Annotated in this window: 29 protein-coding genes; 25 read left to right on the forward strand and 4 right to left on the reverse strand. The window is 70.1% G+C overall.

Annotated elements, in window-relative coordinates:
- The first annotated feature begins 8 nt into the window (after positions 1-8).
- The 25 genes from ABD352_RS17025 (at position 9) to ABD352_RS17145 (ending at position 19,192) form a co-directional block, all read left to right on the forward strand.
- The gene (locus tag ABD352_RS17025; protein WP_344613345.1) at positions 9-1,157 is read left to right on the forward strand and encodes a phage major capsid protein; all 1,149 of its coding nucleotides are present in this window, start codon (positions 9-11) and stop codon (positions 1,155-1,157) included.
- Between the two features lie 6 nt (positions 1,158-1,163).
- Complete coding sequence (locus ABD352_RS17030; protein ID WP_344613346.1) at positions 1,164-1,412, forward strand: hypothetical protein; 249 nt, start codon at positions 1,164-1,166, stop codon at positions 1,410-1,412.
- A gap of 1 nt (position 1,413) precedes the next feature.
- Complete coding sequence (locus ABD352_RS17035; RefSeq protein WP_344613347.1) at positions 1,414-1,638, forward strand: hypothetical protein; 225 nt, start codon at positions 1,414-1,416, stop codon at positions 1,636-1,638.
- Positions 1,639-1,640: 2 nt separating this feature from the next.
- Entirely contained in the window at positions 1,641-1,799 is a 159-nt protein-coding gene (locus ABD352_RS17040) for a hypothetical protein (RefSeq protein ID WP_344613348.1), read from the forward strand.
- A gap of 40 nt (positions 1,800-1,839) precedes the next feature.
- Positions 1,840-2,139 (forward strand): hypothetical protein, encoded by a 300-nt coding sequence (locus ABD352_RS17045; protein ID WP_344613349.1) that lies wholly within the window; start codon positions 1,840-1,842, stop codon positions 2,137-2,139.
- A 1-nt stretch (position 2,140) separates the two neighbouring features.
- Complete coding sequence (locus ABD352_RS17050) at positions 2,141-2,521, forward strand: phage tail fiber protein (RefSeq protein ID WP_344613350.1); 381 nt, start codon at positions 2,141-2,143, stop codon at positions 2,519-2,521.
- 43 nt (positions 2,522-2,564) lie between these two features.
- Positions 2,565-4,121 carry a hypothetical protein gene (locus ABD352_RS17055; RefSeq protein WP_344613351.1) on the forward strand — a complete coding sequence of 519 codons (1,557 nt, stop codon included), beginning with the start codon at positions 2,565-2,567 and terminating at the stop codon, positions 4,119-4,121.
- Positions 4,118-4,891, forward strand: coding sequence for a hypothetical protein (locus tag ABD352_RS17060; protein WP_344613352.1), 774 nt, complete (start codon positions 4,118-4,120; stop codon positions 4,889-4,891). Before ABD352_RS17055 ends, ABD352_RS17060 begins: the two co-directional genes overlap by 4 nt.
- An 18-nt stretch (positions 4,892-4,909) precedes the next feature.
- On the forward strand, positions 4,910-5,251 hold the full coding sequence (locus tag ABD352_RS17065) for a hypothetical protein (protein WP_344613353.1): 342 nt from the start codon (positions 4,910-4,912) through the stop codon (positions 5,249-5,251).
- A gap of 10 nt (positions 5,252-5,261) precedes the next feature.
- On the forward strand, positions 5,262-5,636 hold the full coding sequence (locus ABD352_RS17070; RefSeq protein WP_344613354.1) for a hypothetical protein: 375 nt from the start codon (positions 5,262-5,264) through the stop codon (positions 5,634-5,636).
- A 16-nt stretch (positions 5,637-5,652) separates the two neighbouring features.
- The gene (locus tag ABD352_RS17075) at positions 5,653-5,916 is read left to right on the forward strand and encodes a hypothetical protein (RefSeq protein WP_344613355.1); all 264 of its coding nucleotides are present in this window, start codon (positions 5,653-5,655) and stop codon (positions 5,914-5,916) included.
- 14 nt (positions 5,917-5,930) lie between these two features.
- Complete coding sequence (locus ABD352_RS17080) at positions 5,931-6,326, forward strand: hypothetical protein (protein ID WP_344613356.1); 396 nt, start codon at positions 5,931-5,933, stop codon at positions 6,324-6,326.
- 83 nt (positions 6,327-6,409) lie between these two features.
- Complete coding sequence (locus tag ABD352_RS17085; protein ID WP_344613357.1) at positions 6,410-6,988, forward strand: phage tail tube protein; 579 nt, start codon at positions 6,410-6,412, stop codon at positions 6,986-6,988.
- An 18-nt stretch (positions 6,989-7,006) separates the two neighbouring features.
- Positions 7,007-7,390, forward strand: coding sequence for a hypothetical protein (locus ABD352_RS17090; RefSeq protein ID WP_344613358.1), 384 nt, complete (start codon positions 7,007-7,009; stop codon positions 7,388-7,390).
- A 191-nt stretch (positions 7,391-7,581) separates the two neighbouring features.
- Positions 7,582-7,830, forward strand: coding sequence for a hypothetical protein (locus tag ABD352_RS17095; RefSeq protein WP_344613359.1), 249 nt, complete (start codon positions 7,582-7,584; stop codon positions 7,828-7,830).
- Between the two features lie 15 nt (positions 7,831-7,845).
- The gene (locus ABD352_RS17100) at positions 7,846-12,264 is read left to right on the forward strand and encodes a coiled-coil domain-containing protein (RefSeq protein WP_344613360.1); all 4,419 of its coding nucleotides are present in this window, start codon (positions 7,846-7,848) and stop codon (positions 12,262-12,264) included.
- Positions 12,264-13,154 (forward strand): phage distal tail protein, encoded by an 891-nt coding sequence (locus tag ABD352_RS17105; protein WP_344613361.1) that lies wholly within the window; start codon positions 12,264-12,266, stop codon positions 13,152-13,154. The genes ABD352_RS17100 and ABD352_RS17105 overlap by 1 nt, the downstream gene beginning before the upstream one ends.
- 60 nt (positions 13,155-13,214) lie before the next feature.
- Positions 13,215-14,321 (forward strand): hypothetical protein, encoded by a 1,107-nt coding sequence (locus tag ABD352_RS17110; RefSeq protein ID WP_344613362.1) that lies wholly within the window; start codon positions 13,215-13,217, stop codon positions 14,319-14,321.
- Between the two features lie 215 nt (positions 14,322-14,536).
- On the forward strand, positions 14,537-15,493 hold the full coding sequence (locus ABD352_RS17115; protein WP_344613363.1) for a hypothetical protein: 957 nt from the start codon (positions 14,537-14,539) through the stop codon (positions 15,491-15,493).
- A gap of 37 nt (positions 15,494-15,530) precedes the next feature.
- Positions 15,531-16,223: an SGNH/GDSL hydrolase family protein gene (locus ABD352_RS17120; protein WP_344613364.1), complete on the forward strand. Its 693-nt coding sequence runs from the start codon at positions 15,531-15,533 to the stop codon at positions 16,221-16,223.
- 9 nt (positions 16,224-16,232) lie between these two features.
- Complete coding sequence (locus ABD352_RS17125; protein ID WP_344613365.1) at positions 16,233-17,069, forward strand: hypothetical protein; 837 nt, start codon at positions 16,233-16,235, stop codon at positions 17,067-17,069.
- Positions 17,070-17,074: 5 nt separating this feature from the next.
- Positions 17,075-17,536: a hypothetical protein gene (locus tag ABD352_RS17130; protein WP_344613366.1), complete on the forward strand. Its 462-nt coding sequence runs from the start codon at positions 17,075-17,077 to the stop codon at positions 17,534-17,536.
- 4 nt (positions 17,537-17,540) lie between these two features.
- Positions 17,541-17,903 (forward strand): hypothetical protein, encoded by a 363-nt coding sequence (locus ABD352_RS17135; protein ID WP_344613367.1) that lies wholly within the window; start codon positions 17,541-17,543, stop codon positions 17,901-17,903.
- Positions 17,884-18,471, forward strand: a complete 588-nt coding sequence (locus ABD352_RS17140) for a hypothetical protein (RefSeq protein WP_344613368.1) — start codon at positions 17,884-17,886, stop codon at positions 18,469-18,471. The genes ABD352_RS17135 and ABD352_RS17140 overlap by 20 nt, the downstream gene beginning before the upstream one ends.
- 355 nt (positions 18,472-18,826) lie before the next feature.
- Positions 18,827-19,192 (forward strand): hypothetical protein, encoded by a 366-nt coding sequence (locus ABD352_RS17145; RefSeq protein WP_344613369.1) that lies wholly within the window; start codon positions 18,827-18,829, stop codon positions 19,190-19,192.
- 215 nt (positions 19,193-19,407) lie between these two features.
- Here the strand turns inward: ABD352_RS17145 and ABD352_RS17150 are convergent, their stop codons facing one another.
- From ABD352_RS17150 to ABD352_RS17165, 4 genes are all read right to left on the reverse strand, one after another.
- Positions 19,408-19,824: a hypothetical protein gene (locus ABD352_RS17150; protein WP_344613370.1), complete on the reverse strand. Its 417-nt coding sequence runs from the start codon at positions 19,822-19,824 to the stop codon at positions 19,408-19,410.
- Positions 19,825-19,859: 35 nt separating this feature from the next.
- Positions 19,860-20,576 (reverse strand): hypothetical protein, encoded by a 717-nt coding sequence (locus ABD352_RS17155; protein WP_344613371.1) that lies wholly within the window; start codon positions 20,574-20,576, stop codon positions 19,860-19,862.
- Positions 20,577-20,733: 157 nt separating this feature from the next.
- Positions 20,734-20,865, reverse strand: coding sequence for a hypothetical protein (locus tag ABD352_RS17160; protein ID WP_344613372.1), 132 nt, complete (start codon positions 20,863-20,865; stop codon positions 20,734-20,736).
- Positions 20,862-21,175, reverse strand: a 314-nt coding sequence (locus ABD352_RS17165; RefSeq protein WP_344613373.1) for a hypothetical protein, incomplete at its 5' end; no start/stop codon positions are given. The genes ABD352_RS17165 and ABD352_RS17160, both read right to left, overlap by 4 nt.

Genomic DNA, 21,175 nt, shown 5'->3' on the forward strand with positions numbered 1-21,175 from the left:
CCCACATCATGACCACGAACACCCTGTTCTCGCAGGCCGTCGACCGGATGGACGCGGAGACGGCGTCGTACGCGGCGCTGTTCGGCGGCCAGCAGGCGGTCGCGCTGCAGCGCCCCCGTCTCGACCCGCGGCTGCTGGTGGAGGCGGAGCGGTTCCTCGACCAGATCAAGTCGGGGCGGCGCCCGCTGCACCACTTCCAGGAGGCGATGACCACCTCCGACTTCCCGCTGTACTTCGCCGACTCCCTGGACCGGCAGATGTACGGCGCCTACACGGCGACGGACCCGACGTGGCGGAACTACGCCCGCGCGGCGACGGTGAACGACTTCAGGACCGTGAAGCGGTTCGCCACGTCGGGTATCCGCGGACGCCTGGAGAAGGTCCAGGAACTGGAGGAGCACAAGCGGCGCGCCCAGAACATGGGCGAGTACGAGTACGCGGTCGACAAGTACGAGGCCGGTTTCGGTCTCTCCTTCGAAATGATGATCAACGACGACCTGGACGCGTTCATGCGGCTCCCGCAGGACCTCGCCCAGTCGGCGATCGACTCGGAGGAGCTGTTCGTCACGGAGATGTTCTGCGACGGCAGCGGCCCGCACGCCTCGTTCTACACCGGCCCGAACGACAACGTGCTCGCCGGCAACCCGGCCCTGACCCGGCCGTCGCTGCAGGACGCGATCACGAAGCTGACGAAGCGGGTCGACGACAACGGCATGCCGATCCAGATCAAGGCTGTCGAACTCGTCGTCGGTCCCGGCCTGGCGCTCGCCGCGGAGGAGATCATCAACGCGACGGAGTACCGGGCGGTCGGCCCGAACGGCGCTGTGACGATCATCCGCGGCAACGGCGTCAGCGCCAACCTGCGCGTCAACGTCAACTACTTCATCCCGGCGGTCGCGAAGACGGCGAACGCCGACACGTCGTGGTGGCTGTTCGCCAACCCGGGCGACTCGCGCCCGGCGCTCGAGTTCGGCCGCCTGCGCGGCTACGAGGCGCCGGCGCTGTACGAGAAGCTGCCGGACATGCGCCGCATCGGCGGCGGCGAGGTGCCGTGGAGCTTCAACCACAGCGCCGCCGAGAAGAAGGTGGTCCACGTGTTCGGCGGGACGAGAGTGGACACCCGCATGACAGTTTCCAGCAACGGTAGCGGGAGCTGATCTTCGATGCCTGACCTGCCGCGCCCGGTGAGCACCGACCAGCACTACTACGCGCGCATCGCCGACCTGCTCGGCGAACAGAACGATCTGCTGCGCCAGGTGCTCGCCGGCCGGCAGGACGACCAGCCCGACCCAACCACTGACGGGCCGCAGCCGGTCGAACTCCGCGAACCAAACCCGCCTATCGCGCCAGCCGCCGCAGACAGCCCGGCCCGGCGACCCACCGGGCGGCGTGCCGCCAAGAAGGGAACCTGACATGCCCGGACCCAAGCGCATTGCCTACGCTGGCGACATCGCGCTCGGCAGCGCCCAAGTCGTCGCCCAGACCGCCGACCTGGGCGCGCTGACGTCCACCGTCGCGGCCGGCGCCAACCCGACGAAGGCCGAGTACGACGCGCTGCGCGTGGACGTGCAGGCCAACCGCACGAAGATCAACGCGCTGCTCGCGGCGCTGCGCACCGCAGGCATCCTGGCGCCGTAGCCGTGGAGGCACTGCTCGCCCTGCTGGCGCTCGCCGCCGTCGTGTTCTTCGCCCTCGACGGGCTCAACGTCCGCTCGGCCCGGTTCGAGCCCCGCGGTTTCGGCCTGGCCTGCGCGACGCTCGTCGCGCTGTGGCCAGCCATCCACGCCCTGACCAACTGACCCATCGGCGCGCGGCGCCACCAATCCTTGGAGGTGCCGCGTGACGGCGAACCCTGTCCGGAACTGCGTCGGCTGCGGCCAGCGCGACGACGCGCCACGCCACGTCATGGTCGTCGGCGACACCTACGTGCCGTGGCACCTCGACTGCCACGTCATTGCCGCCGCCTGCTCGGTCTGCGAACACCAGCTCGCCGGGGTCGGCGGCGTCGACGGCAACCCGAAGGGCGACGCCCTCCGCGAACACCTCATCTCCCTGCCGCCGGTCGAGGTCGAGCACGTCCCCAACGGCGACGACAGCGACCTCTACGACCTGACCACCGCCGTCATCACGGAGGCCTGACATGGGCGCGCTCGTCACCGCCGAGGCCAACCGGCTCCTCGACGCCACCTTCGGGACCGCAGCTTTTGCGGCGCCCACAGGGGCCATGAAACTGGCCCTGGTCACCGCCACCGGCAGTGCCGCCGCGGCCGGCACCGAGGTCACCGGCGGCTCGTACGCCCGGCAGACCCTCGTCATGGGCTCCGCGTCGGGCAGTTCCTGCGCGAACACGTCCACGATCTCGTTCACCGGCATGCCCGCGGCCACGGTGACCGGCGTGGACATCTACGACTCGAACGGCACCCCGCGGCGCGCCTGGTGGGGGGCGCTCACCGCCAGCAAAACGGTCGGGGCAGGCGACACTCTGAGCTTCGCCTCGTCGTCGATCACGGCCTCGTTCTGACCTGTCCGCCGCCACTGCACGGGCCAGCTGACGGGGGCGGTCGATGGCGACGAGGAAGAACGCCTGCATCAACCCCAGCTGCACCAACAACGTCACCGGCTGGGGCGGCGGCAGCACGCCCACCCGACAGACTGGCCTGATCGGTTTTCCTGTCACCACCGGCGCCCGGTACACGACCGGCACGTACGCGCAGACCCCGGCCGGTACGGCATCGCCCGGGCTCGCCTACACGGGCAGCGTGTATCTCCGCCCCAACGGCAACAACATCGGCTCCGGCACCATCTACCTGGTATTTCAGCGGTCGACCGGCGGCGATGACTTTTCCCGCACCACGCCGCTCGGGTCGATCACCAACGGCAACGTCGCGCGGGTCTCGTTCGCGAACGTCACCGCCCCGGCTAACACGACCGGCATCTATTTGCTGATCGACGGCGTGAACTTCGGCGCTGTCGGCAGCGTCGACTTCACCGCGGTCTTGCTCGAGCAGGCCGCCGCGCTCGACACGTTCTTCGACGGCGATTCGGTCGGGGCCAGCTGGGACGGCACCGCCGGGAACTCCTCGTCCACCCTGACCAGCGGCAGCACGGTCACCGCGTCAGCGGCCCTGACCGCCAGCGCGACGTTGACCGCCGCCGGCACGCCGATAAAACCGGCAGCAGCTGCCCTCTCGGCGACCCCAACCCTGACCGCCGCCGCAACGCCGGAGCGCTTCACCGCGGCGACGCTCGCCGCCACGCCGACGCTGACTGCCGGCGCGACCGCCGCCGTATTCGCGGCAGCGGCATTGTCGGTGGCACCAGCCCTGACCGTGGCGGCCATCCGCGAACAGCCTGCCGCAGCGGCCCTGACAGCTACGCCGGCGCTGGCCGTGACGGGCGCTGTAACGGCACCGGCGGCCGTGGCGCTTGCCGTCGCGGCGGCGTTGACAGCCGACGCGACCCGCGATCAGCCGGCCGCTGCTGCGCTCGTGGCCGCCCCGACCCTGACCATAGCCGCAACCCGCAGCCAGCTTGCCGCCGCCGCACTGGCCGCCACCTCGGCGCTGACCGTCGCAGGCGTTGCCGCAACCGTGGCAGCCGCCGACCTGGCCGCTGCCGCAACCCTGCTCGCCGCCGCCGGCGTGACAACCGTCGGCGCGGTCACGCTGGTGGCGACCGCCACGCTCACCGCCGCCGCGCTCGGCGGCAACGAGGCTGCGGCCACGCTGATCGCCTCACCGGCGCTCGTGGTGTCCGCCGCCGTTGGCGTGCAGGCTGCGGCCGAGCTCGTGGCCTCGCCAACCCTGGCCGTCGGCGGTTGCGCCGAGAGGTTTGCGGCAGCGAACCTCGTCGCCGTCTCGACCCTGGTCGTCGCCGCCGACTCCACGACCGGTGCGGCAGTTGTCCTCACTGCCTCGCCAGTGCTGACCGCCGCGGCGTCGGCCGCCCGTACCGCTGCCGTGCTGCTGGCGGGCCGCCCGGTGTTGACGGCCACAGCCAGCTCGAGCGGTGCCAGCGGCGTTCCGGCCCGGTACGTCCGGCTGCGGTCCAGCCGCCCCACGGTGCAGCTCGGTACGGCCCGCCCCTACATCCACACCGGCACCGGACGGGAGGCGCTGTGACACCGGACCTCACGACTGGGGACAGCGAGCAGCCGTGGATCGACGTCGCCCCCTACCAGGTCGGCGACACCACGGCGACGCTCACCCTGCACTCCCCTGCCGACACGGACCCGTCCGGGACCAGCATCCCGCTGGACGGCGGCGTCGAAACGACCGCTGGCGGCCTGCAGGTCTTGCGGTTCACCACGGTCGGCTTGGTCCAGTACCCGGCGCCGGGCTGGTGGGTGCGGTCGTGGAATGTCGATGGCGTCGGCGCCTGTCAGCCCGATGAGCGGTTCTTCGTCGCCCCGAACCCGCTCGCGGGCGGGCCGCTGTGGACGCCGGCCCGAGCTCGGGTCGCCTCCTACGTGCCGTCCCGCCCGCTTGTCCCGGCCGTCGACGGGTCCAACGTCGACCTGATGACGTTCGACCAGACGACCCGGCCAACCGGGGCGCAGGTTGATCAGCTGATTGCCGACGCCGTCAACTGGGTCACCGACGAGACCGGCGACCTCGACCCCAGCCTTTACGAGTCGGCCACTGCCTGCGCCGCAATCCGCGCCGCTGGGTTTGTCGAGCTCGGCTATCCGGAGCGCAACGACCCGATGCGGTCGACGGCGAACAACACCTCGGACCGGCTCCTCAAGCAGGCCGACCAGATGCTCGTCAAGCTGGCAGCCCGCAACGAGTCCCTCACCGGCGTCGACCCCGACGACCCGGGCGCCGTGTTCGAGATCGTGCCCGCCTACCGCTTCCCGCCTCCGCCGGTCTACGGCGACTGGACCCTGTAACCCGCACTGGAGGAAACCATGGCCGACTACGTTGGCATCTTCCCGACCAACGCCGCCACCAACCAGGTCTGCACCCCAGTCGCCGTCTCCTCCAGCGACCGGGTCGACGGCTCCGACATCATCAACGGCGCCGTGCTCATCGTCCAGGCGGGCAACACCCCCACCAACGTCACGTTCACGGACCCCGGGAAAACCCCGGCCGGGACGGCGGCGGGCACCGTCACCCCGCAGACCGTCGCAGCGAACACGTCCCGCTGCTGGGGCTACCGCCAGCTCGTCGGCTACATCGACCAGGCTTCGAACAAGGTCACCGTCAACTACTCGTCGACCACAACGGTCGTCGCGATGGTTGTCGGATAGGACCGCAGCCATGGCCGACGTCGAGTTCCAGGAGGACCGCGCCGGCATCGCCGAGATGACGCGCTCCCCGGCGATGCTCGCCGCAATGGAGCACCTCGGCGACATCGTCCGCATCGACGCCGAGGCCACCGCCGCCGTTGACACCGGAGCGTATGCGTTCGGCCTCGACGGGAAACCGGGCGTGACCGGCGGCGGATTCACCGTCGACCCCCAGATCCGTCGCGGCGTTGCAAGCGTCGTCGTGTCCAACGACGTCCGGTCCGCGCCGTCGAAGAACTGGCCGGAAGGCTACCCGTACGGCGTCGCCCAGGAGTTCGGCAACGAATACGTCACGGCGCGCCACACCCTCGGCCGGGCGCTCGACGCCCTGTCCACCCACATCTGAACGAGAGAGGTGGCCGATGCTGGTCACGATCGTCGCCGTCCCCAACGCCGACAACACCGGCCTCGACGTCGAACGCATGGAGAAGGTCGAAGACCTCGCCCCCGAGCTCGCGCTCAAGATGCTCGAGGGCGGCACCGCCCGCCAGCCGTCCGAAGCCGAACTCGCCGCCTACCACGAGCAGCAGCAGGCCGGCCGTACCGACGACGCCGAGGGCGCCTCACAGACGCGGACCTCCCGCCGGCAGGCGAGCACCACCGCCGACGGCGCCGACAAGGCCTGACCTGAGGGGGTGTCGTGGGCAACTTCGTCACCGCCTACGCCCTCCTCACCGACTTCCTCAAATTCCACGGCCATGAGCGGGTCTTCCGCGAGCCGCCGCCGAACCTGCTGCATGCGGTGCCGCTGCTCGTCGTCGCCCGGTTCGGTGGCGTCGACACCGCCGTCACCATCGACCGGCCCCGCGTCCAGGTCGACGTGTACGCCTCCACCGAGGACACCGCCGAACAGCTCGGCGGGACGATCCGGACCCTGATGCGCACCCGGCTTCCCGGGCGCATGTTCGGCGGGGCGGTCGTCGGCCAGGTCGGAACGATGATGGCGCCCCAGCTTCTGCCGTACGCGGCATCCGGCGTGTTCAAGGTCAGCGCCCGCTACGAGCTCGCCGTGCACCAGTACACCGGCATCAGCTAACCGCCAGCCTTCCCGCACCACCCAGCAACCCCGGACCGCATCGGCCGGGGTCTTTTCGTGCGCCCTGAAAGGACACCCGCGCTGTGAGCGACAACCGCAACCTGCTCGCCGGGATCAACGGCACCGGCCTCGACGGCACCGGCCTCGTCTGGATGGCCCCCATCGGTTCCACGGCGCCGACCGACGCCAGCACCTCCCTCGCTGCCGCCTGGAAGAACATGGGCGGCATCACCGAAGCCGGCATCACCGTCAAGCTCGCCACCCAGACGACGAAGAAGAAGTTCTACGGCTCGGCCGCCACCCAGCGGACGATCGTCACCGACCAGGACTACTCCGTCGACGCTGTGTTCGGCGAGACGAACGCCCGCACGATGGAGGTCTTCTGGCGCAAGGCCCTCAACTCGATCACCCCCACGGTCGGCACCGGCGCGTTCGCGACCACCGCCGGAAGCTACACCCGGCAGCTGTACGCGCTCGTCACCGACATGGTCGACGGCACGAACCGGATGCGCCTGTACTTCCCGCAGGTCGAGGTCACCAACCAGAACGACGTCAAGGTCGCCAACACCGAGGCCGTTGAGTGGGGCGTCACCCTGTCCGCCTACCCGGACACCTCCGGCAACGCCATCTACCCGTTCTTCGTCATCCCCAGCCTGGGCTGACCGCCCGAGGAGTAGCACATGCCCCCGCGCAAGAGAACAGCGTCGGCCGCGACAGCCGGCGCCGCAAAGAAGAAGACCGACCTGGACGCGATCCGGGCCGAGGTCGCCAACGAGCCCGACGGAGGCGACCAGCCCCACAGAGGCGACCAACCGTACGTTGTCGCGATCGGCGACACGTCGATCGTCGTCAAGCACTTCCTCGACTGGCCCGGATCGGCCGACGATGACCTTGCCGCAGGCCGGTTCGGCATCTGGGCGTCCAAGGTTCTGGATGGCGACAACTACGCCAAGGTGTGGAAGCCCATGGACCCGACGAACCGGCAGATCATTGCCTTCTTCGGCGACCTGGAGGTCATCTCCGGTATCCCTTTCGTGACGCGGTTCGCCTTGCCGACCAGCTGACCCGTTACACCCGCGCGATTGAGGGCGACCTGTTCCTGCGGGGCATCGACCTGCGGGATCTGCTCCGGCCCGGGGGCGGCCGGTCGCGGCTTACCCCGCGCCGGCTTGCCGTCGTCCTCGACGCGCTGCCCGGCGACAGCCTGTACAAGACCGCGGTCCGCGACGCGATCGACGACGATGACCTGGTCCGGATGGCCGCGCAGCCGACGGCCGGGCATGGCCGCTGGTCACACACCGACCTGCTCCTCGCCGACATTATTGACCGGCTCGGCCACCTCGGCTACGCCCTGCGCGCCTACGAGAAGCCACCGGAGGCGTACCGGCGGCCCGGCATCCCCGGGCGGCGCCGCCGCCAAACCAGCGACGCCGTCAAGGCGATGATCCGGGCGATCGCCCTCGAACACGCCGAACTTCACGGCTACAGCCTCGACGACGAGTAGACGCCGGGGGTGCACGTGGCCACCAACGAGGAGGGCATCTCCGCCGGCAAAGTCTTCGTCGAGGTGGTGCCCCGAAGCGCGGGCTTCTGGCAGCGCTTTGTCGCCGAGAACCGGGCTGGGGCTGCCGCGGCGGGCGACGACCTTGGCGACCGGATCGGCAAGGTCATCGCCGATCGGATCGCAAGGGGCGTCCGGGACGGGCTCGGCACCGGCGGCGGCAGCGTTCCCCGCACGCAGGGCACCCGCCTCGGCAACGACTTCGGCGGGGCGTACGCCGACGCCGCGAAACGGCGCATCGAAGCGGCGCTCAAATCCCTGCCGACCCCGCAGATCGGCGTCGCCACCACCGAGGCCGAGCAGCGGCTGAAAGATCTGCGCGGCGAGCTGTCGACGCTGTCCGGCAAGCGGATCGGTGTCGACATCGGCGTCGAGGAGGCCCTGGCCGAAGCGCGCCGGCTGAAGGTCGCCCTCGACGAGCTCGCCGCGAAATCGCCGCACGCCCAGGTACGGGTCGACGCCGGGCAGGCTTCGATCGAGCTTGCTGCGATCGACCGGGAGCTGGCCCGGCTTGATGGCCGGCGCGCGAACGCGAAGGTCGACGTCGACAGCACCAACGCGCTCAGCGGGATGAACGCGCTGATCAGCGCGGGCCTGGCGTTGGGCCCGGCGATCGTTCCCGCCGCCGCTGCTGGTGCCGCCGCAATTGCTGGGCTCAGCGTCTCCGCCCTGGCGGCGGTGCCTGCGGTCGGTGTGCTGGCGTTGGCGTTCCGCGGCGTCAGCGACGCGGTGAAAGCCCTCGGCGCGGCCGAGGCGGCGTCGGCGAAGACCAGCTCTGCCCTGGTCGGCCAGCAGCGTTCGCTCGCTTCGTCGGCCGATCAGGTCCGCTCCGCCGAGGCGTCCCTGGCGAACACGCGCGCCAACGCGGCCGACAGCCAGCGGCGCAGTCTGCAGCAGATCGCCGACGCTGAACGGTCCCTAACGCGCGCCCAGCAGGACGCGGAGCGCGCCCAGACTGACCTCAACGACGCCCGCGAGACCGAGCGGCGCTCGCAGCAGGACACGGCGCTCCAGCTGAAGCAGAACGTCATTGACCTGCGTAAAGCCGCCATCGAGATCGCGCACCTGCAGCAGGCGGTCGCTCACGGCGGCGGCGAGCAGGCGAGCTTGGCGCTCGAAGAGGCGCTGATCCGGCAGGAGCAGCTCTCCGCCAGCGGCGAACGGCTGGCCGCGGAGCAGGCCCGAAACCAGCAGACCGGCATCGAAGGTTCGCGTCGGGTGCAGGACGCGCAGCAGTCGCTGGTTCGCTCCCAGGAGCAGGTGGCGGCCGCAGAACGCGGCATCACCGAGGCCCGGCTGCAGGCGGCGTCGCAGGCCCGCCAGTCGGCGTTCGCCATCGCTCAGGCGCAGCAGGCGGTGGTGTCGGCGCAGCGGTCCGCCGGCGCGGCCACGGCGGCTGCCGCGTCGACCGCGGGCTCCGCGCTGGACAAGCTCAACGAAACCATGGCCGGCCTGCCCACCTCCACCCAGGCGTTCGCCCGCTACCTGTTCAGCCTGAAGCCCCAGCTGGCCGACCTGCAGAAGGCCGCCGCGGACGGGCTGCTGCCGGGCGTGCAGGAGGGTATCCAAATCCTGCTGCCGTACGTCGGCGACACCCGCACCGCGATCGCCGGGGTGTCGGCCGAGCTCGGCAGCCTAGCCAGGCGTTCCGCTGAGACGTTCACATCGCCGTACTGGCGCTCCTTCTTCGGCTTCATCTCGTCGCAGGCGACCCCCAGCCTCGAAGGCCTGTTCAAGGTCAGCGTCAACGTCGCCGAGGGCGGCGCCCACATGCTGCAGGCATTCGCGCCGTTCGAACGGCAGGTCGGCGGCGGCCTCATCAGCGTCACCAAGCGGTTCGTGGAGTTCTCCCAGAACCTCGACCACAACCAGGCATTCCAGGGGTTTGTTCGGTACGCGCTGACCGAAGGCCCCCGGGTCATCCAGACCATCGGCGCGATCGTCACCGCCGGCGCGCACATCGTCCAGGCGTACGCCCCGGTCGGGTCGGTGGTCGTCACCGAACTGCGGCTCCTGTCCCAGGTCATCGACGGCATCCCCCTGCCGGTAGTCACAGCGCTCGCGTCCGCGATCACCGCCTACAAGACTGCGGCACTGCTCACCGGCGGCGCCCAGGCGCTGCTGAACTCCGGCCTGCTGCAGGGCATCGGCCGGATGATCACCTACCGGACGGTGACCGACGCCGCCGGCGTCTCCACGACCGGCATGCAGCGGGCACTCGGCGCCGCATCGGGACTGATGGGCGGACCGTTCGTCGCCGCCCTGAGCGCCGTCGGTATCGCCATCGGCTACTTCGTCGCCAAATCGCAAGAGGCGAAGTCGCAGATCCAGGACATCAAGCAGGCCGCCGGCCAGTACGCCGACATCCTCAAAGGCGGCCTCACCCCGGCCGCAATCGAGCAGGCAAACTCGCTGCTGAAGCAGAACGCCAGCCTGCGCGGCCTTGTCGACGCCACCCACGACGCCGGGATCGCCACCGAAACGCTCGTCCACGGCCTCAACGGCGACAAGGCCGCCCGGGACGAGGTCGTCAACACCCTCAACGCCCAAATCCAGGCGGAGAAGATCGCCGCCGGTGAGGCCCGGCGTGGCTCCGACGCGGAAACTGTGGCGTCGCAGAAGCATCTCGATCGGGCCGACGCGCTTACGAAGATGCGCGATGCGTTCGACGCCTCCAATGCGGGGAACGCCGAGGCGTCGCGGCTGACGGAGGAGCTGAGCGCCGAGCAGTCGGCGGCGAACCGGCTCTTCGAGGACGCGTCGCCGACGGTGAAGAAGCTCGCCGACTCCTACAAGATCGTTGCTGATACGGCGTCGACCGCAGCGCAGAAGACGGATGCGCTGCGCGACGCCGAGGACGCTTTGTTCGGGGCGGCCCGTGCCGCCGACCAGGCCGCCGAGGACCAGGCCAAGGCGATCATGGCCGCGAACAAGACCCTCGACGACCGGAATCTGCTCAACGAGAAGGGCGCCAAGAAGCTCGACATGACGTCCGAGGCGGGCCTGCGGGTGCGGGACAGCCTCAAGGACGAGTTGAACGCGATCAACGCCACGTACCGGGCCAACATCGCCAACGGCATGAGCGTCGACGCGGCGACGAAGGCGCACGACGCCGAGGTCGAGTCGCTGAAGAAGAAGTGGGCGCAGAAGGGCCTCGACGCCACCGCCACCCAGAAGCTGATCGATATTTATGGGAAGGTGCCCACGTCGGCGACCACCGACGTGACCGTCACCGGCCTGGATGCGACGAAGGAGCAACTCAACGAGCTGCTCATCTACCAGTACGCGCTCCGAAACGGCATCACGGTCGGCGAAGCCCGGGACAAGATCGACCCGCTGATCCGCACCGGCGGCGGAAAAGGCAACGCCCGGGGCGGCAACCTGGCCACCGGCGGTCCCGTGGTCGGGCCGGGCACCGGCACATCCGATGACGTGCCCGCCATGGAGCGCAGCACCGGCGCCCCGTTCTGGTTGAGCAACGGCGAATGGGTGCACCGTACGGCCGCGGTCAACTACTACGGCCAGGGCGTCATGCGCGCCATCAACGAGCAGCGCGTACCCCGCGAGGCCATCGCCGGCTACGCGACGGGCGGCCTGGTCGGCAGCATCCTCACCGACCACTACCCGTTCCCGACGACCACGTCGATGACCCGCATCCCGTCGCGGTCCGAGGTCGCCCAGATCGTGCTCGAGGGCCCGTCGTCCGGCGGCAGCGAGGACATCAAGGCGTTTATCCGGTCGACCGGGTCGCTGCCATACGTGTGGGCGACTGCCGGGCCGCACTCGTATGACTGTTCGGGCCTAGCTTCGGCCGTGTACGGCCTGGTCAGGGGCTTGGGCGGCGGTCACGGCCAGCGGTATTTCACGACCTACGATTTCGCCAGCGGTGCGCCAGCCGGGTTCAAACCCGGTCCGGGCGGTGTCCTGACGGTCGGCGTCAACCCGCAGTCGCACATGGCCGGCAACTACGGCGGTCTCGGCTTCGAGGCGGCGTCTACCCGTTCCGGCATCAAGATTGGCAACCGGGCGCGGAAGACCTCGACGTTCGAGAAGCAGTTCCACCTGGCCAGCGGTGGTTTGGTGTCGACGGCGGTGCTCGACGAACTCGGCCTGGACATCGGCGGTGACCCGTCCGGGATCACCGTCGACGGGCGGAGGGTTCCGTTCGGCGTGTACGACACCGGCGGCTATCTCCCGACCGGGCTCAGCCTCGCTTACAACGGCACCGGCAGGCCTGAGGTGATCCGCACCGAGGCCCAGGAGCAGGCGCTCGCCCCGGCCGGGAACACCTGGAACATCTATGCCGGCCCGGACCAGTCCGTGCACGAACTCGCCAAAGCGGTGTCCGCCGAGGTCATGTGGCAGGGGGGCCTCTGATGGCGCTGCCAGCCCTGTACCGGCCGAACACCAGCACCTACACCCAGTTCGTCGGCGTGGCCATCGACGGGTGGAAGGCGCCCGGCCTGGACGACTACGGCTGCGAATGGATTCTGGAGACATTCGAAGGCTGGTCCGGGACCCCGGATCTGCGGGTTGGTGGGCAGGATCGGCCGCTGGATCACGGCCAGTTCGACCAGCCGTCATATCTGGGCAGCCGCGTTGTGACGATGCAGGGCACGACGATCTGCCCGACGCAGACGGCGGCGCTGCTCGCCTCCGACATCGTGTCGTCGATCTGCTCCGATCCGTCCCAGCTGTACCTGCTGCAGGTCGCGGAGCCGTCGGGAATCGTGCGGCGGGCGAACGTCCGGCTGAACACGCCGACGAAGGTCAGTGACCTGATCGACGGCACGATCCGATGGCAGATCCAGGTCAAAGCACCCGATCCGCGCCGTTACGACGACAACGAGACCGTCATCGTGCTCACCCCGCCGACCGGCGCCTCCGGCGGGATCACGGTGCCGTTCACGGTGCCGTTCACGATCTCGACAACGGGCTTGGGGTCGTCGACGGCGACCGCGGTCAACAACGGCACCTTCGCCACCCGGCCGGTGGTGACCCTCGCTGGGCCGCTCGTCGACCCGCAGATAGCCCACCTCGGCGTCGGCCGGTCGCTGTCGCTGACCATCACCTTGGCCGCCGGCGACGTGCTCGTCGTCGACTTCGACAAGCGCACGGTGACGCTCAACGGGTCCGCGAGCCGTAGCAACACCCTGACGGACACGGCCGCCTGGTGGGAGCTCGCCCCCGGCGGCAACGACCTGATGCTCACCGCGGGCGGCGGCTCCGGTACCGCCACCATCCGGTACCGCTCCGCACTGCTCTAACCCTGCCCTCTTCCCGGCCTCGCCTCGCGCCGCCGTGCGCCCGTCAACCGTGGAGGCCGCATGCCCATCGACCCGTCATTCATCGACGCCTCCGCCGGCTCCCCGTCCTACTCGGGGCAGAAGCTGCGGCTTGGCGTCATCACGCCGTTCGTTGCGGGCAGTTCCTCGAGCCTCGGCGTCCGATCCGGGGTGCGCCCGACCGGCTCCGGCACCGACCTGCTCGTGCAGGCCCAGGCGTCGCCGAACATGACCGTCAAGGTCAACCCGGGCGTCATCATCCTTCAAGGCGGCATCTCCACCACCCAGGGCGCCTACACGTGGACGCTCGACGCCACCAAAAACGTGACGATCGCCGCCGCGCACGCCACCCTCGCCCGCACCGACCTCATCGTGGTTCGCATCCGCGACGCCAACGTCGACACGTCCGGTGCGCGCGACGGGGACGTCATCGCCATCACCGGCACCGCCGGCGGCGGCGTCCCGAGTCTCCCGACCGACGCCACCTACCAGACGATCGCCCAGATCGCCGTCGGTGCCGCCGTGTCGTCGATCGTGTCGGGCAACATCACCGACAAGCGCGTCTTCACAGCCGGGCTGGGCGGCGTACTGCTGTGCACCTCGAGCACCGAGCCGGCCGCGAACACGGTGATGACCGGGCAGCCCGCCCACCGTTCCGACCGCGGCCTGCTGCGCTACAGCGACGGCAGCAACTGGCAGACGGTGCCGCGGAAGCTGGGCGGCACCCGCTGGACCGGCGGCGGCAACCTGGTCACCGGCCTAGTCGGCACCGAGACGGTCATCATGACCGCCGCCGCGGTGTATCTTCCCGCGAACTCGCTGATTCAGCTGTCGGCCGGTATCCGGCTGCTGGCCAGTGTCGCCGCCGACACGTATGTGTTCCGCATCCGCGAGACGAATCTGGCTGGCACGCAGCGCGCCGAGTACACGTGGACGGCCCCCACGGCCTCGAACGGCTACAACCAATACTTCATCTCCGAGTTCGAGACGACCAGCGAGGTCTCGGCGCAGGTGTTTGTCCTGACCGCGCAGCGGATCGGTGGCACCGGCAGCCTCACCATGATCGCCGGTAACGCGATCAACAGCACCCATCTGACCGCCGCCGTGGTCGCACCGGCCGGCGCGGTCACCATCCAGCCGACGCCGTAGCCGTGGCCGCCTTCTACCGGTACCTGTTCTGTGACGCCGCGACCGGGGTGCTCATCGAAGAGCTGCCCCTGGACTGCCAGTCGTTCTCGGCTACGATCTCCGGCGCCGGGCAGTGCACCGGCACCCTCACGCTCGGCGACCTCGGCCCGGCGCGCTGGCAGCTGGCCACAATCCCGAAACGGTCGCTGCTGGTCATCCAACGCGACGACCAAATCGTGTGGAGCGGCATCATCATGCGCCGGCGCGCCACCAACGGCGGCACCGCAGCCGAAATCACCGCCGAAACCCTTGAGGGCTGGCTGGCCCGGCAGGAAATCCAGGCCGACCTGACCTTCAGCAACGTCGACAAGTTCGACATCGTGCGAGGGTTGGTCGCGCACGTCGCCGCCCAGGCCGGCGGCAACATGCGCCTCGACACCGGCGCCAACACCGCCGGATTCGGCGACACCATCTCCTACCTGGGCAAAGACTCGACGAAGCTTGCCGACGCGATCTCGAAGCTGGCAGAGCCCACGCCGGGCTTCGAATACACGGTCACCTGGACGCGGTCGGCGGGTGTCTTCACTCCCCACCTGGCCTTGGCGACACCAGCCCTGTCCGCGGCCGTCGACCCGATCGTCCTCGAATATCCGGGATCGCTCACCGACTACGACTACCCGGAGGACGGGGCGAACGCCCCCAACGTCGTCACGGCGGTCGGCTCGGAGATGGTCGGGGTTCCGCTGATCGCCCGGGTCGAAGACACCACCGGTGAGCTCGCCGCCGGCGTGCCTCGTTTCCCCGGCCAGCTCGCGGCCAAGGACGAAACCGACTGGGTGCGGTTGAACGCCCGGGCGACGACAGCGCTGCAGGCGGGTCTCGCCGACTCGGTCGTACCAACGGCCGAGCTGCGAGGCGACGCCGACCCCAGCTTCGGGTCGTTCCCGATCGGTGTCGCGGTGAGGTTGAGGGCAACGAGCCTCTACCACCCGGCGGGCGTTAACGGCAGGCCCGGCCTGGATGTGGTCCGGCGGGTGACCGGCTGGACCGTCACCCCGGGCCGCGGCGAGAAGGTGACGCTGGCGCTGGGCGCAGCCACCGGCAAGGTAGCAGTCCCGCCGTCACAGCGGGACGTCGCCACCTACCTGCGCGAACTGGACCGGCGGATGCGCTCCGTCGAAACCCGCATGTGACGCCCCAACCAGCCCTACGCACCGCCTTGGAGGCGCCATGCACCGTGCCCTGATCGCCCTGCTGGCCACCGCGCTCGTGTTCGTCGGTGCCACGCCGGCCGACACGGCCCCCGGAACGACCGTGACCCGCGCCGCCGATCCGTCCACGAGCACAGTGGTTGTGGCCGGCGACTCGGTCGTGGCCGGCACCTACCTGCCGCCGGGGCAAACGTTCGCGGCGCTGCTCGGCGCCCGCCTGGGCTACCCGGTGCGCAGCGTGGCCCGCCCCGGGCAGCGCTGCTGGGCCGGGCCCGACAGTCTCGAGGCGCAGTGGCCGTCGATCGTGGATGCCGTCCCGCGGCCGACGACGATCGTCGTGCACATCGAGACCAACGACGTCGGTGCGCCGGGCGTCAGCAACCAGCAGCTCGTGGACTGCTGGCGCTTCTTGTACTTCGATCCGCAGTACGGGGCGGTCGCACGCGGCATTCGGGTCATCCCGATGCTGATCGTGCCGACCGCGCCGACGCGGACGGACATGAGCTCGCAGCGCACCTTCGTCAACGCCTGGTTGCCGGGGTTCTTCGGCGCGTCCGCGGTGGCCGACACGGTAACGCCGCTGGCCGGCGCAAACGGGACTTGGGTGCAGCCGTCGTACTGCTGGGACTACTACAGCGGATCGGGCGTGCACCCGTCGTGGCTCGGCGTGCAGGGCATGGTCGCGTATTTCCCCGTCGGCCTCATCCAGTAGGGGGCGAGCATGGCATCACGGCAGCATCTGGCGTGGCTCGCCCGGGGCGGCAAGTGGCGCCTGTGCGCGCCCGGCATCCAGCTCCGGGACCAGCTCCGGGCCGCCGGGTACACGGTCTACGACCTCGGCAACGAGGAGCACCTCGACCACCAGCCGCCCGAGGATCACACGCCCTACAGCGCGACCGGTTGGCCGGCCAGGACGGCCCCGTACGGCGTCGTCTTCGCCGTCGACATCATGCCGCCGGACAACGTGGCTCGGGCCAAGGCCGGGAAGCCCCCGCTGCCGTCGCTGCAGGTGCTGGGCCGGAAGCTGCACGACGACAAGGCGGCCAGGCTTTTCCCGCCGATCAAGTACATCAACTGGGGGCCTGTCGACGACCAGCATGCCGTGCACTGCAGCTGGCAGCCCGGCCACGCGCAGACCAGCAGCTCGGACACGGGCCACATCCACATCAGCTTCCGCACCGACATGGCCGACTGGTCCGGTGCGTACGACCCTCTGGGAGGGGACCTCGGCATGAGCGCATCGGAGATCATCGAGGCGTGGGCCGTCGGCATGCCCAAAACCTCTGGCGGCAGCACCGTGGAGCCGGTCAAGTGGCGCGTTCGCGACGAGGCGTGGCAGGCGGCGACGTCCGCGCAGCTCTCCGCCCTGACCGCCGCGATCCAGGCCATGGCGAAGGGCGGTACGAGCGTCGACACCGCCGCAGTGATCGCCGCAGTGCGGGACGCCGGCACGCAGACCAACGCCGTCGTGCAGGCACTGCAGGCCGAGGTGGAGGACCTGCGCTCGCGGCTGGCCGCGGCCGGTGCCGGGCTGGCCGGCGGCACGGCAGCGCACTGACCCCTGTGGTGGCCAGCCAGCAGCCCGTCCTGTGGCGGCGCGCCGCCGGCTACTACGCCTGGCGAACCCTCACCGCCGCCCTAATCGTGCTGGTTGTGGGTTGGGACGCGGTCGGCCTCACCTTCTTTCCGGAGGTCGGATACCGCAGTAGCGCCTACACGCTGCTCCGCAACGTCAGCCCGTGGGGCATGGCGGGGTACGGACCGCCGCTGATGGCCCTGTTCCTGGTCAGCCTGTACGCATACGGCCGGCACCACGGCGGCCGGGGCCACTCATACGTGCTGCTGCGGCTGACGCTCGGCACGATCGCCGTCTGGTACACGGGCTGGACAGCGGGAATCATCGGGAGCTGGCTCCTCGTCGGCGAAATCTCCTCGCTCGGCATCGGAAAAATCCTGTTCATCGCCGTCGCCTGCATCATCCTGGCCCGCCTCACACCCACATCGCTGCCGCCCGGAAAGGGGTGAATCGGTGTGGCCGGGCGCCCAGCTCATCGCCGAGGCTGCCGCACCAGCGTGGCAGCAGTACGTCCTTCCCGCGGCGATCGCCCTGCTGGCGACGGTCGGCGCCGCCTGGCTGGCACTTCGGGGCACGTTCCGGACGGCGCAGACCACCCATGAGACGGAGTTCGACAAGCTCGTCCACGCCCGCATCCAGGCATTGGAGAAGCAGGTCGACGAGAAGGACGCCCGCATCGAGGTTTTAACCGCCGACCGGGACCGGTACCGGGAACTGCATGCGCAACTGCGGCTCGACGTGATCGCAGCCGGGCTCAACCCTGACCAACTGGGGAAGGGCGGCAATGCGCAACGCAATGCCCGGCGGCGAGACTGAGCAGCTCCATCCGGTCGCCACCGACCAGCCAGGTTTGATCCTGCACAGGCCGTACCAGAAGCTGCGGCAGATCGCCGTCATCTACGCGCTGCTGCCGCTGCTGTGCGCCGGCATCGGGGCGTGGATTGCAACGCAGGTCGCCTATACGCGGGCGGAGCGGCACACCGACGCGCGGATCGAAACACTCGAGCGGGATTTGGCGCAGCGGCGGGCGGCGCGGGCGGCGCAGGACGCGGCCCGGGATGAGCAGACCCGCGAGCTGCTGAAACTCGTCTGTGACCTGCTGGATCATGCCACGCCCCGCGACGAGACCATCGAGGCCGACCGGGCTTTGTACGGATGCGCCGGCAACCCGGCCTCACTACCGCCGTCGGTGACGTCGAGTTCGGTGGCGCCTCCGCGGACAGCGCGGACCACGGCGGGGGCGCCGCAGCCGCCAGCGGTTCGTACGACTGCCGTACGGCCGCTGCAGCCGTCACCGGCCGGGCCGCCACCGACAACAGGCATGCCGGCGCCTGGTCCGCTGCTGTGTGTGGACCTACCGGTCCTGCCGCCCGTCTGTCTCTAACCGGCAGGCGTCGGGGTGGCCGTCGGCGACGATGACGTCTCCGCAGCCTTCAGCTCTGCACGTCCAGGTGATGTGCCGCCGGTAGCGGCCGTTGCCGGGGTCGCAGAGTTCGGTGCCGATGAGCACCTGGCGGGGCCCGAGCGGATGCCCGTTTCGGCAGTGTTTCGGCGCCACCACGGCGACCTCCTGGCCGCGGCCCGTCGGGCGCAGATCACCAGGCCGGTATCCCATTCCGGCAGCGTAGCCCCGGCCATGCGGCACCCGCATTGGCCGAGCCCTGAATCGCACAACCCGAAAGACGCACGTGGCACATCGCGCACCATCCCCCAGCCCGCCATCCGACAGGAGCACGCCCATGTGGCGCAAGTACGGCAAGACCCTCGCCGCCGCGCTCGTCCTCATCGTCACCGCCGTCCAGGCTGCCCTCTCCGACGGGCACATCACCCAGGTCGAGGGCGTCCAGATCGCGATCGCCGGCACGAACGCGGCCCTCGTCTACCTGGTGCCGAACACCAGCCGCTACCCGTGGGTGAAGCTGGCCCTCACCGCGGCCCTGGCCGTGCTGCAGCTCCTCGCCACGCTGATCATCGACGGAGTGTCGTCGGCGGACGTTTCGGCGCTGTTCCTCGCGGGGCTACTGGTGCTGTCCGGTGCGGCACCGTCCGAGTCCGGCCAGTCCGGCGGGGGCGACGCCCGGCGGGATGCGCTGGCGGAGCTGTGAAGACCGCGGTCGCCTGCCCGGAGCCGCCAGCGCGGCGGAACGAGCCGGTGGCGTGGTTGGCCAACACGAGCACCGGCAACTCCACCACCGCGTGGCTACGCATCGATATCAAGCAGTAAACTGAGGTCGCGGCTCGCCTCCCCCGTGGTGAGCCGACCAACGCGAAGCGCCCCGCCTCTCCCATCTCGGGAGGGGCGGGGCGCGCTTTCGTCGTGTCAGGCGACCGGCGTCATATAGATCTCAGCCCCCGTGTCGAAGCGGATCTTGACGCCGGGTCGTTCGCGCCCGTCGGCGCGCCCTTCGACACCGACCGCGGTCGGCGGCAGGTCGGCAGCGAGGACGTCCCGCATCAGGTTGCTGACCTTCCGGTCCAGGTCCGCATCGGACTGGCTGCGCGGCGCCTGCTTCCCCGCCGCGGCCCGGGCCACATAGGCGTCGTGTTCGGCCTGCTCCTGCTCGGTCGGTTTCGGGTCGCCGGTCCCAGACCCCTTCGTCAGCCGGACAGCCACGTTCCCACTCCCGGCCCGCAGGAGAACGCCGTAGAGCAGGCTCGCCCCGGCCTCGTGGTAGCTCTGTGCCTTCACCTGCCCGGTCGCATTCAGCCGCTCGATGAGCATCCGTTCGAACGTCACCAACTGCATGTGTTCCCACCCCCCGGCTGCCGAGGCTATCCGGTGACCAGCCACAGCAGCGCACACGCCACGGTGATCACGGCCACGATGAGCTGCCGCTCCCGCCTCTTGCACGCACGCAACAGCGGCTGCAAAGCCACCGCGCCGGTCGCGGCGATCGGGAACGTCCGGCCCGGCACGGTGAGCCCGGCAGCAGCGGACAGCAGCCACAGCAGTCCCGTCAACGCCGGCCACACGGCGGCGTAGGTCAACGCCCGGTTGCGGCGGTGTCGCCACTTCGCGGACTTCGCGGGCGTCACCGGGTCGACTCGCAGCGGCGCCCACTGCCGGGGCGTCAGCCCGCGCGCCACATCCCGGCTGTCGCGGTGCCGGCGGGCCTCGAGCTTCCTGATCCGGTCGCCGCGGGCCTCATTGCCGCGGTCGTTGTATCGGGGCTGCAGCTTGGCGATCCAGTACCGCTCCCGCTCGTCGAGCTCGGCGTCGGTGTACATGCCGGACTCGAGGATGACCGGCGAGCCGGGGGTGGCCAGATCCGACCACGGCGAAACGAGCGCCGGGTCGCCGCCCTTACCCCGCCGGTGCTCGTCGTCGCGGACACCGAACGGGCGGGCCGACTTGCCGACGTAGCCGTTCTCAACGTCCCCGCAGGGCATGCCCGCCTGGTCGACGCGGAAGGTTGGGTAGAGGTAGACGTGCCCGGGGCGGCGTGCCGACGCGCGCCGCCCCAGGGTCGAACGGTAGGTCTGGGTCATCGCCGCGTTGACTCCGGCGCCGGGGCGTCGATCTTCGCCCCGTGCTCCTGGCACCAGTCCGGCCTGACCAGATAGTCATCCGGGTTGCTTGTCGCGACCCTCTCGCGGCAGCCCGTCGTGGCGACCGTCGAACACGCGAAATAGACAAGTTTCGCCGTCACGGGACGAACGCCTCGACGTCGTCGGACTCCTGCGGCTCCTGGCCGAGCGCGTCGGCGATCGCATACAGGTCGTCGGCGTGATCGTCGCGGATCACCTGACAGACGTTTTCCCACGTCGGCTGGATCACCACGGCACCCGCCAGTCGGGCATCTGGTTGTTCCACTCCGGGTTTGTCGGCGCCCACGCCTCCCGGGCCGCAGCCTGCACGGCCGCGCCGTCCATCGGCCCCTCATAGGCGACGGTCGCGTGCCCGTCACTGGACGCTAGCTCGGTGCTCCCAGGGTCGCCCGGGTCGGTGCATACCAGGTATTCGGTCTGCTCGAGCAGGACCCGCCCGTCGCCTGCGTCGGTCACGTAGTAGGTCCGCACCACCACCGACCAGTGCCCGCCGTCGAGGCGACGGACCCACTTCGCGTTGTACGCGTCGCCGATCTGCC

This window comes from Dactylosporangium salmoneum, assembly GCF_039532525.1.
GTDB classification, from domain to species: domain Bacteria; phylum Actinomycetota; class Actinomycetes; order Mycobacteriales; family Micromonosporaceae; genus Dactylosporangium; species Dactylosporangium salmoneum.